At 42.3% G+C, this 15372-nt stretch carries 12 protein-coding genes and 1 tRNA gene; 4 read left to right on the top strand and 9 right to left on the bottom strand.

What is annotated here, in order from left to right; translation table 11 throughout:
• Window positions 1-75 precede the first annotated feature (75 nt).
• The gene (locus VFW36_RS06425) at window positions 76-1680 is read left to right on the top strand and encodes a methyl-accepting chemotaxis protein (protein WP_329657985.1); all 1605 of its coding nucleotides are present in this window, start codon (window positions 76-78) and stop codon (window positions 1678-1680) included.
• 38 nt (window positions 1681-1718) lie between these two features.
• Here VFW36_RS06425 and VFW36_RS06420 read toward each other — a convergent pair whose 3' ends face one another.
• The 3 genes from VFW36_RS06420 to VFW36_RS06410 all read right to left on the bottom strand — a co-directional run bounded on the left by VFW36_RS06420 (window position 1719) and on the right by VFW36_RS06410 (window position 7004).
• Window positions 1719-3344, bottom strand: a complete 1626-nt coding sequence (locus VFW36_RS06420; protein ID WP_329657984.1) for a methyl-accepting chemotaxis protein — start codon at window positions 3342-3344, stop codon at window positions 1719-1721.
• Between the two features lie 64 nt (window positions 3345-3408).
• Complete coding sequence (locus VFW36_RS06415; protein ID WP_329657983.1) at window positions 3409-5640, bottom strand: HD domain-containing phosphohydrolase; 2232 nt, start codon at window positions 5638-5640, stop codon at window positions 3409-3411.
• A 62-nt stretch (window positions 5641-5702) separates the two neighbouring features.
• Window positions 5703-7004 (bottom strand): DEAD/DEAH box helicase, encoded by a 1302-nt coding sequence (locus VFW36_RS06410; RefSeq protein ID WP_329657982.1) that lies wholly within the window; start codon window positions 7002-7004, stop codon window positions 5703-5705.
• A 186-nt stretch (window positions 7005-7190) separates the two neighbouring features.
• Between VFW36_RS06410 and VFW36_RS06405 the strand changes: the two genes are divergently transcribed.
• Both VFW36_RS06405 and VFW36_RS06400 read left to right on the top strand, forming a co-directional pair.
• Entirely contained in the window at window positions 7191-8657 is a 1467-nt protein-coding gene (locus tag VFW36_RS06405; RefSeq protein ID WP_329657981.1) for a flagellar hook-length control protein FliK, read from the top strand.
• Window positions 8654-8905, top strand: coding sequence for an EscU/YscU/HrcU family type III secretion system export apparatus switch protein (locus tag VFW36_RS06400; RefSeq protein WP_329657980.1), 252 nt, complete (start codon window positions 8654-8656; stop codon window positions 8903-8905). The genes VFW36_RS06405 and VFW36_RS06400 overlap by 4 nt, the downstream gene beginning before the upstream one ends.
• A gap of 2 nt (window positions 8906-8907) precedes the next feature.
• Here VFW36_RS06400 and VFW36_RS06395 read toward each other — a convergent pair whose 3' ends face one another.
• Together VFW36_RS06395 and VFW36_RS06390 are read right to left on the bottom strand one after the other, a co-directional pair.
• Window positions 8908-10533, bottom strand: a complete 1626-nt coding sequence (locus VFW36_RS06395; protein WP_329657979.1) for a methyl-accepting chemotaxis protein — start codon at window positions 10531-10533, stop codon at window positions 8908-8910.
• An 87-nt stretch (window positions 10534-10620) separates the two neighbouring features.
• Window positions 10621-11055 (bottom strand): YcgN family cysteine cluster protein, encoded by a 435-nt coding sequence (locus VFW36_RS06390; RefSeq protein WP_329657978.1) that lies wholly within the window; start codon window positions 11053-11055, stop codon window positions 10621-10623.
• A gap of 84 nt (window positions 11056-11139) precedes the next feature.
• Between VFW36_RS06390 and VFW36_RS06385 the strand changes: the two genes are divergently transcribed.
• Window positions 11140-11598 carry a hypothetical protein gene (locus VFW36_RS06385; protein WP_329657977.1) on the top strand — a complete coding sequence of 153 codons (459 nt, stop codon included), beginning with the start codon at window positions 11140-11142 and terminating at the stop codon, window positions 11596-11598.
• 135 nt (window positions 11599-11733) lie between these two features.
• Here VFW36_RS06385 and VFW36_RS06380 read toward each other — a convergent pair whose 3' ends face one another.
• From VFW36_RS06380 to VFW36_RS06365, 4 genes are all read right to left on the bottom strand, one after another.
• The gene (locus tag VFW36_RS06380) at window positions 11734-12159 is read right to left on the bottom strand and encodes a type II toxin-antitoxin system PemK/MazF family toxin (protein ID WP_329657976.1); all 426 of its coding nucleotides are present in this window, start codon (window positions 12157-12159) and stop codon (window positions 11734-11736) included.
• Between the two features lie 159 nt (window positions 12160-12318).
• Window positions 12319-14433 (bottom strand): KAP family P-loop NTPase fold protein, encoded by a 2115-nt coding sequence (locus tag VFW36_RS06375; RefSeq protein ID WP_329657975.1) that lies wholly within the window; start codon window positions 14431-14433, stop codon window positions 12319-12321.
• A gap of 213 nt (window positions 14434-14646) precedes the next feature.
• A tRNA-Gly gene (locus tag VFW36_RS06370) sits at window positions 14647-14723 on the bottom strand.
• A 45-nt stretch (window positions 14724-14768) separates the two neighbouring features.
• Window positions 14769-15308: a DsrE family protein gene (locus VFW36_RS06365; protein ID WP_329657974.1), complete on the bottom strand. Its 540-nt coding sequence runs from the start codon at window positions 15306-15308 to the stop codon at window positions 14769-14771.
• Window positions 15309-15372: the final 64 nt, after the last annotated feature.

The following is a 15372-nucleotide window of genomic DNA, read 5'->3' as shown; positions in this document are numbered from 1 at the left end:
TGAGTACTTCGCCATTCTTTTAATCTCATTTGTGATAAAATTATTAACATTACATAACAGAGAGAAAGGGTTGAAATGCTCAATTTATCCACCATAAAAGGGAAACTCGTTGCCTTGATGACAATCAGTTTCATCACTTATGCTACCTTAGGGTATTTGTCCTATTCAAATAATCAAGATGCGACAAAAACTGCTGAGCGCATGGTTTTGTTGGGTGACATTCGTGCCCATACGAACGGTGCTATGATGGAGCTTCGCGGCTATCAGCTCCTCTTTACTCAAGAGAAATTGGACTCCTATAAAGAGAGAATTGTCAAACTCAATGAAGCGATTGACAACCTTTCAAAAATAACCCGTTCTCAAGAGAACAAAGACCGTTTGGCTGAGATGAAAGCAGATTTTAAAGCATGGGAAGATCTCAATAAGCCCCGTCTTGAAATACTAACCGACCATAAACAAGAAACACTTACTCCTGAGTTTGCTGCCACTACAGACGGTCAACTATTGTCTAAAATCACCAAAGAATCAGCAGAGACACATAAAAAAGTCATTGAAGAACAACGTGCTCTTGTCAAAGCAATGGAAAAGAAAAACCTCGAAACGCTTGATTCCAATGCGACTACTATGGAAATCATCGTTTTACTCAGTATCGTGATTATGATGGGTATTTTTTACTTTATCATCCAAACCATCTCCCAATCCATCGCGCGACTCGAAGAGATGATCCGTGTTGTTGCTCAAGAGCGTGACTTTACTCAAAGTACAAAAATCGAAGGTCACGATGAACTCGCCCAGATAAGCCGAAGTGTCAATGAGCTTGTCAATACCCTCCGAAGTGCGTTTAGCAGTATCCGCTCCGCGTCGAGCGAGAATCTCTCGGTATCGGCTGAACTCTCTGCAACTACCCTATCGATCGGCAGAGCGGCAGAAGAAGAAGCAAAAATCGTTACTCAAACGACAGTTGAATCCGATAAAATGAAAGAGGCGATGAAAGCTTCTGCCATCGAAGCACAAAGTGTACGTCAAAAAGCGCTCGGTGCTCGTGAAAACCTCCAAGAGGCACAATCGGCACTCCACAACACCATCGAACAACTCTCTATCACCGTCCAAATGGAAGGGGAGATTAATGATCGTCTCAACTCCCTCTCTCAAGAAGCATCTCAGGTCAAGCAAGTTCTCACGGTTATCGCCGACATCGCCGATCAAACCAATCTCCTTGCGCTCAATGCCGCTATCGAAGCGGCACGTGCAGGTGAACACGGACGCGGATTTGCCGTCGTTGCCGATGAAGTACGCAAACTTGCAGAACGTACCCAAAAAAGCCTCGTAGAGACCAATGCAACCGTCAATGTCATCGTCCAATCGATCAACGACATTACCGATCAAATGAACCACAATACTGCGCGGATCGAGACATTGGTGCAAGCTTCAGCCGAAGTCAATGACCACACCGAAACAGCGGTTAATGCGCTAGCCGATACCGTCAGCGCCATCGAAAAACTCTCGAATGAGACTCAAAGCAATGCGGCAACGACGGAATCGATTATCCATAAAATCGGTAACATCAACGAGCTCTCTACCAGCAATGCACGAAGCGTCGAAGAGATCGCAGCGGCTGCGGAACACCTCCACCAAATGACCGAACAACTCACCGCTCAAATCGCCGTATTTAGAACGTAATCCTCTTTTCCCCTTTGGGGGATCTCTCATTTCTTACGTTATTTTGCAAAACTAAGTTTTTCACCCAACTCATACGAAATAGAATTTAAACGGCTAATTTTTTGATCCATCCGTTCCATAATTTCGATATTGCTCATCGAATCTTTATCGATATGAACCATTAGCTCTGCAGCCGATTCCCCATGTTTTTGAAGTAAGCTATAACTTGTTTGCGCCTCTTTCATTGCTGTTATGGCATCGCGCATCGCATTAGTCGCATCACTAATAAGCACCTCGGTCTCTTCTGTGGTTTTTGAAAGCGCTACAATCCCTTCTGAAGAGGTAATTGTACTATCTGCTATATCACCTACGGATTGGATAATAACTTCGGTCGTAGCTCGGATTTCTGTTAAACTTGACTGTGTTTTTTCCGCGAGTTTTCGTACTTCATCGGCAACGACGGCAAATCCGCGTCCGTGTTCACCTGCACGTGCCGCTTCGATAGCGGCATTGAGCGCAAGGAGATTGGTTTGATCGGCGATGTCCCCTATGATGGTCAAAACAGAACGGATTTGTGATGCTTCAGTTGCCAAAGAACGAAGTTTTTGGGAAATCATCTCTCCATTGACAGCGCTCTCACGTGCACCACCTACCACCGCATGAATACTATTCTTTGTCATTTCCAGCTCATGATCAGCTTTATCAAGAGAATTAACGACACTGCTAGTTAGCCCTGACATTGTCTGTATCTGATTACTGATGGTATCAATCTCTTCAAGATTTTTTTGAACCAATGTTCTAGTATTGGTCACTTTTCCGGTAACATCATTTGTGTCTCGTACTGCTTCAGAGGCGAGTAAGACATTCTCTTTGGATACGTTTACCGCTTCAAAAATAACACTCCGAATCGTATGTAAAAAATGTTTCATAGCATTTGAAAGACGAGCTATTTCATCTTTTCCGCTTGCATCAAACGGAGTTGTCAAATCTAACGATTTGGAAAGATTTTCTACGTTATGGGTTAACGAACTCAATCGACGGGTAATAAGAGCTGAAATCCACCATGCAATAACGCTTGCTATGACCAAAACGATCAAAAAGATCAACAGACTTTGCATCAACATTCCATTGAGCGCAACATTGATACTATCAACTTTCATATCGGCACCGATCATGTATAATTTGCCGCCATCGGATTTGTTGATCTGCAAATAGGAGCGAAAGTTGCCGTATTTATCGGATGTGTCTTCGTAAAACGTGTGCCCCTCTTGAAATCCCTTCTGTATCCCTTCGCTCGCATCATATTCGGTATAAAAAGGGTCGTACTCATTTGCTTTAAGCTCATCCGTCGTTGCACTGCTTACAACCGTATAAACTTTATCACCCTCTTTAACCATCAAATAGATGTATTCTAAGCCGTTATCTTGGGCATATTTACTCAGTTTTGTCACTAACTTTAGATGTTCATCGGAACTCATCGGGTGTGTTTGATCATAACGGTCGACTAAATCATTCCCCAGATAAAGAGCACCTGCCTGTGCGACAACTTTGAGCTTATCATCTACATTTCCCGTATACAGGTTTTTTTGTACATTGTAGATAAAAAGCATAAATAATAGGCTCGCAATAGTCGCTATAAAAAGGGTAGCCGCAATAATCTTGATTCGTAAACTTCCATTAAACATTCTATGCCTTATCTGTTTTTTATCAAACAGATAATAACTGCTTATTGTTAAATATAATGTTAAATCAACCCCTAATTAGCGCATCAAACTTTTGGAAATCATCACCGTTTGAAAACGTCATATTCTCCGATTTCATAACAACGATTTGTTGCGGATCCAATTCATCTATACGGAGTATCTCTACATCGCAGAAAACTTCCTTTTCAGAAAGAACGACAAAATCATCCCCTTCAAAACGGAAAATTTTTGCGTCACTAAATTGCTCTTTGAGCAGGTTGGCTATACGGATAAGAAGCTCATTACCTTTATTCCATGACATTTGTTTGTTGTAGGTCGTGAAATTGTGAAGACGTAGTACACTCAGGTATGTTTTGGAGGTAATCTGATGTAACATCAATTCCAAATACGCTTCATTGTACAATCCCGTGAGATTATCGTTAAAGAAATACGAAAATCGCTGCCGTTCTAAATCACTCTGAGGCATTTGCGTCGTTTGGGAGATAACAACATCCACCAGAGCATTATTAGCGGCTTCAACAACCCTCGGATGAAATTGTTTAGTGTTTTGTCTATTAATCTCATTAAGTGCATCCTGAGCGCTTAAACGCCCTTTATAGATACGATTTGTCGTCATCGCGTCAAACGCATCGGCAACGATCAGGATATGGGACTCTATCGGGATCTCGTCCTCCTTAAATCCGTACGGATACCCCTTGCCGTCATAATGCTCATGGTGGAATTTCATAATCTCTGCCAATTCCGCATACATTTTCACTTTGGAGAGCATTTTATATCCCGCCGTGACATGGTTTTTGATCAGTTCGTATTCAAGGGCATTGAGCCGACCCGGTTTGAGCAATATCGTATCGGGAGTCGCTATTTTTCCGATGTCATGTAAAATAGCCGCTTTTTCAATCTTATGGATCATACTCTCCTCAATCCCCATATACTCGGCAAGACGGCGAGAGTATTTGGCGACACGAAGCGTGTGCCCCGCCGTGTAGGCATCGCGCTGCTCGATCATATCGACAAAGGCGAGAATCGTCTCCTCGTAGTTCGTAATCTGTTCTTTTTGCAATCTCTCGGTCATTTTACGCTGTTTGTAGGCGCTGAGCGCCATCGTAATGTCATGTACGACGGTATCGAGGATATTGATCTCTTCTTGATCGAATCCCTCGTCTCGGTTGCTCCAAAACGCAAGGACGTCAAACCCTTTTTGTTCTTCGTTTTCGATCAACGGAAAAGCGATTGCGGCGCTCAAATCATAATCTTCTTGACGATGACGTTCACGATGAGGCAGCGTTACCGTACACGGGGTTTGCAAATACCAATGTTTATCCGCTATCGCATTGTATATTGCCGTATAATCCGCATTATTTGCAAGCTCTTTCAGATTGGAATGTTCTTTCGTAAATATCCCGTAAATATCCCCTGAAATGTAGCGCTGATGAAAGATCTCACCGTCAAAATGGCCGAATAAAATGAGTTTATAACTTGGATGATGCTTGAGCGTTTCCAAACTCGTTTCGATGATAGACCCCAGAGAGTAGGTACTGATCAGCGATTCATTGAGCTCGGTAATAGTCTCAAGAAGCCGTTTGAGATAATGCTCTCGGCTGTAGAGCATTTGAACTTCACGGGTACGCTCTAAGACTTTTTTCTCCAAAGAACCGTTTAGCTCTTCTATATGCTCTTTATTTTTAAAAATGTTATGGATAAAATAGATCAAAAGTCCCAGCCCAAGCACATAAACACCGATTACCATTGCATAAAAAAGACGGAATTGGTTTTGAATCGTATGAAGGCTATTTTGGTAGTGATTCAGAGGAAGGGTAATCTCAATACCGCCGCGCATTTCACCGGCTGTAAAGTTGGTATGGCACGCAACACATCGAGCCTGTGTATAGAGTACTCCGACAACATCAAAACGCTCATTATCGGGAGAAAATCGGTGGTAAAGGGATTCTTTGGGGTGAGTTTTGAGATACATCAATGCATCTTTGGCAAAGCCTGTCGCACGATTGGATTCATTTTTAGGGTTTAAACTGTAAATATTAAAGTGGTAATCGTTGTTGTTTACCCCCTCTTTAAAAACCCCGCCGAATTTGTTGTGCCAAATTTCGAGCTCTTTGATCGTACCGTAATGGGCAGTTGCTTCTTGGAGAAGAAGCTCTTGCGTTTGGCGAATTTGAACCTTTTTAGCATTGTCCAAAATCCCCAACACAATCACAAGACCAACGATACTAATACAAACAGTCAGAGCAATAAATACGATCCGTTCTTTCGTTTTAAACATCGACAAACCTCAAATAGTGTCCTTAATTGTACACTGATTTATCGAAAAAAGTTATCCTCTAATTAATAGCGTCGATCATTATCCCGACGTGAGGGTTCATGCCGCCCGCCGTCACGTTTTTGTGAAGGTTTATTGCCTCGATTTCCTCCGCCGTTACCGCCACGGTTACCGCCGCCTCCGCCGCCTGCTCCCCCGCGACCTCGTTGGATCGGTTCGGCTTTGATAGAGGGATCGGGTTCATACCCTTCGATAATACGGCTATCGAGTTTTTTGTTGATCAGTTTTTCGATCCCGCGTAAATAATCGGCTTCATCCACACACACCAATGAGAGTGCTTCCCCCTCACATCCCGCGCGTCCGGTACGCCCAATGCGGTGGACATAATCCTCTGCGATGTTAGGGAGTTCAAAATTGACCACATGAGGCAATGCGTCGATGTCGATACCGCGTGCGGCAATATCCGTGGCGACCAATACCCTCACCGTGCTTTTTTTGAAATCATCAAGTGCTTTGGTACGAGCGGCTTGGCTTTTGTTTCCATGGATTGCGGCGGCGGTAATGCCGATTTTTTGGAAATACTCGGTGAGTTTGTTCGCCCCGTGTTTGGTACGGGTAAAGACAAGCACCTGCTCCCATTTATTTTTGCCGATAAGTTCACCCAAAAGGGCACTTTTGCGCTTGCAGTCAACCAAAATGACACTTTGTTTTACCAACTCGCTGGAGGTGTTGCGGCGTGCTACTTCAACCTCGGCAGGATTACGGAGCAACGTATTGGCAAGGGTTTTGATCTCATCAGAATAGGTAGCGGAGAACATAAGGTTTTGTCGTGCTTTTGGCAAAATAGTAATCACACGGCGAATATCGCGGATAAATCCCATATCGAGCATTCGGTCGGCTTCATCCAGAACAAATATCTCAACACCGCTGAGATCGACTGTCCCCTGCCCTACATGGTCTAACAGCCTACCCGGAGTAGCAATGAGAATATCGATCCCGTTGCGGAGCATCGTGATTTGAGGGTTAATCCCGACACCGCCGAAAATTACGGCACTTTTGAGGGGGAGATATTTGCCGTAAAGTTTGACACTCTCTCCTACCTGAGCCGCCAGTTCACGCGTCGGAGTGAGGATAAGAGCTCGGATTTTACGATGGGTTTTTGGAGTTTTTTGGGAGCTCAGAATTTGAAGCAAAGGGAGGGTAAACCCTGCCGTTTTGCCCGTACCGGTTTGCGCACCCGCGAGCATATCACGCCCCTCTAAAATAAAAGGGATCGCTTGGGATTGGACGGGGGTCGGGGTTGTATAGCCTTGGTCTTTGATTGCTTTGAGCAACGACTCGTTGAGGTTTAAATCAGAAAATGTCATAAAAAGGGTTCCTTTGGTGGTTCGGCCCAACCAAAGTCGCAACTGTGGACGGTTTTAGGCAAGGGGAAAATTAGGGGTGAAAGTGCAGTTAAAGGCAAGTTCGCAAATGCGCCAACCGTAGGCGCACATCATTAAGCGCATTATAGCACACCTATTGGATAACATTTCTATGTTATCATTTTCCCCATGATAACTTTATCCCCCGAAGCGCGGCTCAGCATTATCCTCCCCAACACGAACAAAGCCCTATCCGAGGCGATCAAAAATGCGACCCCCGAACAGCTCGAAACGCTCAAAGAGGGAAAAGACATAAAATCGCTTCTCACGTCGGTCTTTCAGGATAAAACAACCGCTTCCAAATCGGATCAAACGCTTCTCGATCTTCTCAAAAACTCGTCGGCTTTTAAAAATATGGGGAGTTTCAGCGACTCGCTTCAATCGCTCCTCAAAGAGATGAAATCCTCCCCCGATATGGCTCCAAAAACGGCGATATTGGAGAATTTTCTCAAAAATATCGCCACCCTCGATCCCCAAAATCTCAAAAGCCAGATTGCTTCGAGCGGCGTGTTTATGGAATCCAAATTTGCCGCCGCTTTGAATAAAATCCCCGATCTGACCCAGAATCTCGAAACGCTCAAATCGCTTCTGGCTAAAATACCGACCAACGACGCCAAAGCGCTCCAAAATAGTCTGACTTCTTTGCTATCGAGCCCTATACTCCCCTCTGCAAGCACGAATCTGCAAAGCGCTCTCCAACTCACGGAAGGGTTAAAAAAAATCGCCGAAACCCTCCAATCGCTCATCTCCAAAACCGATCCACTCTACTCCAAAGAGGTTGCCGCCCTCGCTCTCAAACTCGATCAGCAATCCGCTACCTCAGAGATCAAGACCACCCTTTCTCAGCTCTATGGAACACTCCTCTCCAGCACTGCACCCGATACCAATGCCCTCCTCGACTCCATCGAGAAACTGCTCAAAAATCTAAACAGCTCCTCCGCCGAAGAGGTTAAAACCTTTGCCCGCCAACTCGACAAAGCAATCAGCGAAGGAGACACCTCTAAAGAGCTCACAACGATCAAAGCCGCGCTGAGCGAATTCACCAACCCCAAAGAGCTCGTCACCGAAATCTTTCTCAAAGAATCGATGTCGGATGATCTGAAATCCAATCTCCTCACCTTGCGCGAAGAGCTAGCCCAATCCAATGATCCGAGTGCGCCCAAACTGCTAGAGCAGACCGATAAACTCCTCACCCAAATCGACTACCACCAGATGCTCTCCCACCTGAGCGCATCCAATTCGATCTATTTTCCGTTTGTGTGGGATCAGCTCCAAGAGGGATCACTGACGTTTAAAAAATCAAATAAACAAAAGTTCTACTGCGAAATCAATCTGAAACTCAAAGAGTACGGTGAACTCGATCTGATGATGGGGCTGTATGATGAGAATCAGCTCGAGATCCAAGCCCATACCGAGAAAAGCTCTCTCAAAGCCCTAATCCAAGAGAATATTTCAGAGCTTCGTTCCCTCCTGAGTAAAGCGGGGTTAACACCCCGTTCTATCCGCGTTTTTGACAAAAGCGAAACGCATAGTTCGCTCAATGAAACGTATACTATATCAGGGGGTTCAGATATGGGGTTTGAGGTAAAAGTATGAAAAAAGCGGTTGCACTCTCTTATGATCTCGACAAAGACAGAGCGCCCCGTGTCGTTGCCAAAGGCAAAGGGCAAAGTGCGGAGAATATCATCAAAATCGCCCAACTCCATAACCTCCCGATCAAAGAGGATGAGGACTTGGTGGAGATGCTCAGCAAAGTCGAGTTAGATCGTGAAGTGCCCGAAAAACTCTATCTTGCCGTCGCCGAAGTGTTTAGTTTTATCTATAAAATTACCAATAAGCACTAAATCTAGGCTCTAAACCGTCCGAGATTTTGCTTTAATCCATCCGCTACATTATAGAGATGTTCAGCCGTCGTAGCGATCTCTTCGACACCCCGTGCATTTTCATGCGATAAATGGTTCATCGTCGCGATCCGTTTGGAAATCTCCTCGACCTCTTTGGTGTTGCTGTCGGCATCTCTGACCAGTTTTTTGATTGCTTCGCTCGTTTGATTCACAACACCCGCAGTATGGTCGATTTTTTCTCCGACAAGCTTGGATTTCTCACCAAGCAATTCAATACTTTTCGCATTGTGCCCCATTTGTACCGAAGCTTCTTCGATCGAAGAGACGATCACGGAAATCGTCGCATCGGTCTGAGTCAGACTCCCCTGTGTCCGCTCGGCGAGTTTTCTCACTTCATCGGCCACCACGGCAAACCCGCGCCCGTGTTCGCCCGCCCGTGCCGCTTCGATCGCCGCATTGAGTGCTAGGAGATTGGTTTGATCGGCGATTTCACCGATGACGGAGAGAACCTCGCGGATTTGACGCGCATTGTTCGTTAGTTCATGGATTCTCACCGCGAACTCGGCTTCCACTTCGACACTGTGGCGTATCATCTCGATCATCGCCATCAATTCGTTTTGTGACATTTGAAGCGTCTCACTCGCGGCAACAATCTCTTTACAGGTTGCCTCATTTTCCCCTTTGGAAAGGGTCAAAAGTCGAATGATCTGCTCTGTAGAGCGATGAATCGCATCCATTTGAGTCGATTCGTCTTCCATTCGACGCCCGATTGCCAAAGAGGTTTTGGAGAGTTCCGTCGCTACCGATGCATTTTCATCGGAAGAACGTTTGGCATTTTGAACCATGGTCTGAATCACCCCGATAAACGAGTTAATCGATTGAGCCGTCTGTCCCGGTTCATCCGTTCCTGTAATCGCTAAACGTTTGGTCAAATCGCCATCACCGCTGGCAAGCTCTTGTGCCATCTCCTGCATCGTTTCAAGTTTGCGTCCGATGGAGCGCTCGATGGCTATCAACAATCCGACAACCACCGCGATCAATAGTGCAATCGAAATCCCTTTTACGATCACCAAATCCAAAAATTCATTATCGACATCATCAATATAAACACCGCTTCCGACGATCCATCCCCATGAGGGAAATGATCTGACAAACGTGAGTTTCGGCAACGGAGTTTCGGTATCGGGCTTCGGCCACATATAAGTGACATACCCCTCTTTCTCCTCTTTGGCTACTTTTGCAAACTCAACAAACAGATGTTTCCCCTCAGGGTCTTTGATGTCGGAGAGGTCGGTATTGTCCAATGCGGGTTTGATCGGATGCATGACCCCCTGCACTTTGTCATTTAGAATAAAGAAATATTCTTTACCGTCGTATCGAAGGGTTTTGATATGCGTTTTGGCTGCTTCTTGAGCACTCTCGAGGCTCATGCGCCCCTCTTTTACCTCAGTATCATAATACGCCAACAGTGAGCTGACCGTATCGATCTGTGTGGTAAGCATCGTCTTTTTAGCGTCCATCAGTCCGCTTTTTGCAGAGATCAGAGATTCAACGGCAATCACCAAGAGTGCCAATGAAACCAATAAAGAAACAAGCAGTAACTTAATTTTGATCGTGACATTATTCATTGCATACCACCTTTTTTATATTAAGTGTAACTTTGAACCGCATTATAGGGATCAACCATAGCACGAGTGTAGCATAAAATACTCTAACTAGTCTATAATATAATCTTCTAAATCAATTTCATCCTTTTCCAAAATCGGATTCAGCGCGTGCATCCCATGAGGATGTACCGTTGCTGGGTCTTTAGTGATAAGAGGATGCCATGAGGGGATCGCTCTGCCCTGATGACGCAAACGATACGCACAGCTCTCAGGGAGCCAGTCAAATTCCTCTACCCGCTCTAGCGTCAGCTTCATGCACCCCTCTACCCGCTCATGGCGGTTGGCGTAATCACTGCATGCATGGGCGGCTATGTCATAGCAGTGGCAGGCAACACGAGTCAAATAGATCGCATCGTCGTCTTCGTCTTGGATACGGTGCAGACAACAAAGCCCACACCCGTCACACAATGCTTCCCATTCACTCTGGGTTAGTTCTTCAAGCGTTTTCGTTTCCCAAAATGGGGCTGTTTCAATATTTTCCATAACCGCAAAATAGCATATTTAGGGTTAAATCTGAGCATTTGGAGCGTTATTTGGGTATGATGAGGATACTAAAAAGGATATTGTATGACAACGGAACAACCATTAAATGAACTCTTACGCGAATGTGCAGACTCCGTGGGAGGCAAAAACTTTTTCCTCACCCTCGCTGAGACCATCCGTAGTACCCGTGAGGGGATTCTCGTCGGCGAGAAAAAACAGATCAACTACACAAGCGGGACGATGACATGGAACAAAACCCTCCATGCCGATAACTGGAGATTGTTGATCGAATCGGCAAAAGTACGCACCAAAGACGGCAATATTTTGCTCCCCGCCGAAGACAAACGACACAAAAACATCCTCAACATGATCCGCACCCTCAAACCGCTCATGTTTACGGTCAAACCGACGAACAGTGCAGATGGAGAGGGGTTTAGTTTCAATGCGTTGGAAGTGATCGATGAGAAGACCACGCGGGTATCACCGCTCTTTAAAGCGATGTTTGTCATGCCGATGGATGTATTGAAAAAGAATATGGGGTAAGTTTTCAAAGTAAAATTAAATTTTAAACAGTTTTAAGTTTAATTAGACAATAATTCTACTGTATATATTCGAACAGGTATCGCAAGGTATTCTGTTTTGACCCTTGGGGTCTTGCCTCGCTTCGGCGGGGCTTTTTTATTTAAAGCTCTTAAACATCGCTCTTTTTATTTTTCTCCGTATCGGGTCAGGCACCCAATTTAAAACGATTCTTTTTATTCGCACTTTTTTCTCGATAGTCACAATGTTGTCAATCAAAATCGTCGTATCTTTATAGAGAAAATATTTGTATTTTTGGTATTCAAGGATCACACGCGAAGGGTTCTCAGCATCACCGTGTTTGGTTTCGGTTAATGGAACGACAGTAATAGAGCTATTAGCAAGATTTTTAGAAATGACGATAGCCATGTGGCGCATTGAAAATTCATTATCGGTATTGATACCGTAGGGGTATTTTCCCATCATATCAACACAATCATGTGGAATCTCTACATATTTTTTAGGTGTGCCAAATTCTACTTCGACGACTGCCCAGCGATAGAGTTCACTCCATTTTACTGCCATTTAATTTTCCCTTTCCCATCGTTTCCTCACGCTGTCCCCTATTTTCGTTTTTACTTAATAAACAAATACCAAAAAATTAAGATAAATACGATGATTGGAAGAAAAAATGAGAAAACTGCTGTTTTAGCGAGACTCATAAAATAATGCATTCAATTTTCCTCATCCTCTATTGTTGTATTGCGAGATAAAATTTTCAACCGCATACACGGTTAACTCATCTTCATTCACATGGATATTCCTTACACGTTCAATAACTGTTTCAATATCAATAAACATGTCAATATCTTTATAATTATACGTCTTGTACGTATACATCGTATAGTCGTTAGCTGACTGTCTACGACCATATGAGATAAATAGCTTTAAAAAAAGTAATAGATTATTCTCATCTTGAATTTGTTTAGAAACATAGTCTTTGGCTTGTTCATTTTGCAGTCTTAACCACACGTATAAAATACTTAACGCGTTTTCATGCTCTAATAAATTATGTCTTTCAATCCATGTAGAAATTTTAGATAGCAGTATCTCTTTTAAAATAAGCAAATCTTCTTTTTCAATTAAACATTGTGATGTTGGTTCAGCTTCCTTGTCATATTCTCCATGCTCTTGCATATGAATACTCACATCTTCCGTCATTATATGAATACTATTTTCAGCTTTTTCCATAGCAGTCTTTAATATTTCAAATCTCTCTTTTTTATTCTCAACACGTATGAGCAATTGATGAAAGATTCTCATAATTTGCATACTAATTCCAAATGAAAATTTCCCTTCATCTTCATCTGGAAAAGCATCACCAGTATCCATCAAGACGTTGATCAGGGATTGAAAAGACTCTTTTGGAATATCTGTTGATGTAAAATCTTGGAGTTTATCTAAAAATCCAGTTATTTTACCATGCTCATTCAGCCATAAAATTTCTTGTTTAAAATTCTCTTCATCAGCTATTTTTTTAATATAACCTTTCATTTCATAACTTGAAAGTTCCTTTTCATTAAGCACCATCGTAAAATAGGTATCAAAATACGCTTCACTACAAATTTTTGCGTCTTTTCTACATTTTGAGGGTGATCCGACATAGTGTGTATTTGAATACACCTCTTTTATTTTTATAAAAAGTTCCTCCAACAAGCCAAGATATGCTTCTTTGGATAATGCTTGAAGATTTTTATATGATTCTTCGATAAAGCTTTTTATTTTCTCTTTTACATCATCACCACCATAACGATTTTCTGGTATCGAACCTATAAATAAATCCTTATTCGCTTTCATTGATTCAAAAATCTTTGGTTCAAAAACCTGCAAAGCAGTTGATGCCATTAAATCCACTACGTTTACTTTATTTTTTAATACCCCATAATTAAAGCGTAATACATTGATATATCTAACAATATCTCTTATGTTTTTAAAAAAATGTTTGTATCCACTATGGTACACATTAACCCAATATTTTTTATCAAAACTCTCATCGTCTTTGACAATCTCATCAAGTTTCATGAAGAGGAATTTTTGAACTTCTTCATTCGAGATACTTGGAACCATAAACGGTACGTTTATAATTTTTTCAAGATACTCACTCCCATCCAATTTTTGATCCTCAAACAATGCATTGGCAACTATATCTTTATCCATTGAAGACAAGTAAACCGTATTAGGAAAGTTACCTAACACCTTAATCATTTGAAAAATCTGTCTGATTTCCGTATTATTGAGTCTATCAATGTCATCAACAATGATTAATATCTTTTTATTTAATTTTAAAAGATGTTTTTCAATAGATAATTTGGTATCTGATAAACTTTTGCTTTTTACCTCTCCCCATTTTTTGCCAGCTTTTCCAATACTGCCAAAAACTTTTGAACTTGCCAAACTAAAAAAAGATATTGTAGGTTCAGGTATTAAACCTAATGGTTCAAAAAAGGCAGCATACGCTTCAAGCTCTTCACCGATTTTTTTTGCCTCATCGGCATAATCTTTGTACTTTACAGCCTTGGCAAATGCTTTAAAAAAATTACTTATCAATTGTTGTGTATCCGAAAATATCCAAGGTTCAAATTGAACAATAATAATATTTTCTTTACTTTCAAGATTTTCTGTAATCATATTGATAATTGAAGTTTTACCAGACCCCCACTTACCATACAGTCCTATCGTCAGACTCGAATTATCTGCGTCTGAATAGTTCAGAATAGCATTACTGATATTTTCTGCAAAATCTTTTCGATCTAAAAAGTCTTCACGTTTACTTTTTATTGGTTTATCAACAATCAACATATTCTACACACTCTTCAAATCATAAATACAAAACTGTTTCATTGTTAAAACCTATACATTGTTTTTTTGTTTTTTTAAATTATAGCGGAAAAGAAGGATGGAGGAAAATTTCATATTCGATACGAACAGATAAATGCAAAATAGATGCGCGTTACACTTGATTGTTGAATGGATGTAATAATAAAAAAAGGGATTGTTTTAAGAAGAAAGAAGTGGAGCGGGAAACGAGACTCGAACTCGCGACATTCAGCTTGGAAGGCTGACGCTCTAGCCAACTGAGCTATTCCCGCATCACTGATGGAAGTATATCGCCGATACCCTTAAAAGTTCATTTATTAGTGAACCGGAATGTAGCCATACCCCTCGTTTTGCCATTTTACCAACCCCACCATCGCCGATTTAATCGGCGTTACAAACGGATAAATATCTTCGGTTAGTATCCCTTTTTTATGCATACCCGACATACATATTTCCAGATGAACCTGATATTTTTTTTCGATCTCTTCGAGACGTTTCTGGATCGATTCTTGACGTTCAACGAGCGATTTATCCACTCCGTACTGCGTGTTTTCCAAATTTTTGACAAAGAACTTATAGGCATCGCCGTGTATCACGACAGCGACTTCCACCGTGTCTCCTTGCCCCCTAAAATAGTCGATAGTCCCAGGCATACCGCTCAAAATCACTTTGTCAAACGTCTCAAAATCACCAGTTTTCAAATCGATCATAAACTTTTTGGTATCTGCAAACGCAAATGTACCTAAACATAACAGTAGAAAAAATATCCGCACGATTGCCGTCCTAGCGAGAGAATTGTTGAGTGTATCATGACTCAACTCTGTAAAAAGAGTGTAAAAAAATCGTTTTTTGTACATGATTTATCTGTATAATTGTTGTTCAATTTGCAATCCATACTTTATGACATATCGGATATTACTT

It is taken from the genome of Sulfuricurvum sp., assembly GCF_036279695.1.
GTDB lineage: Bacteria > Campylobacterota > Campylobacteria > Campylobacterales > Sulfurimonadaceae > Sulfuricurvum.
This window is presented reverse-complemented; position numbering and strand designations above follow the sequence as displayed.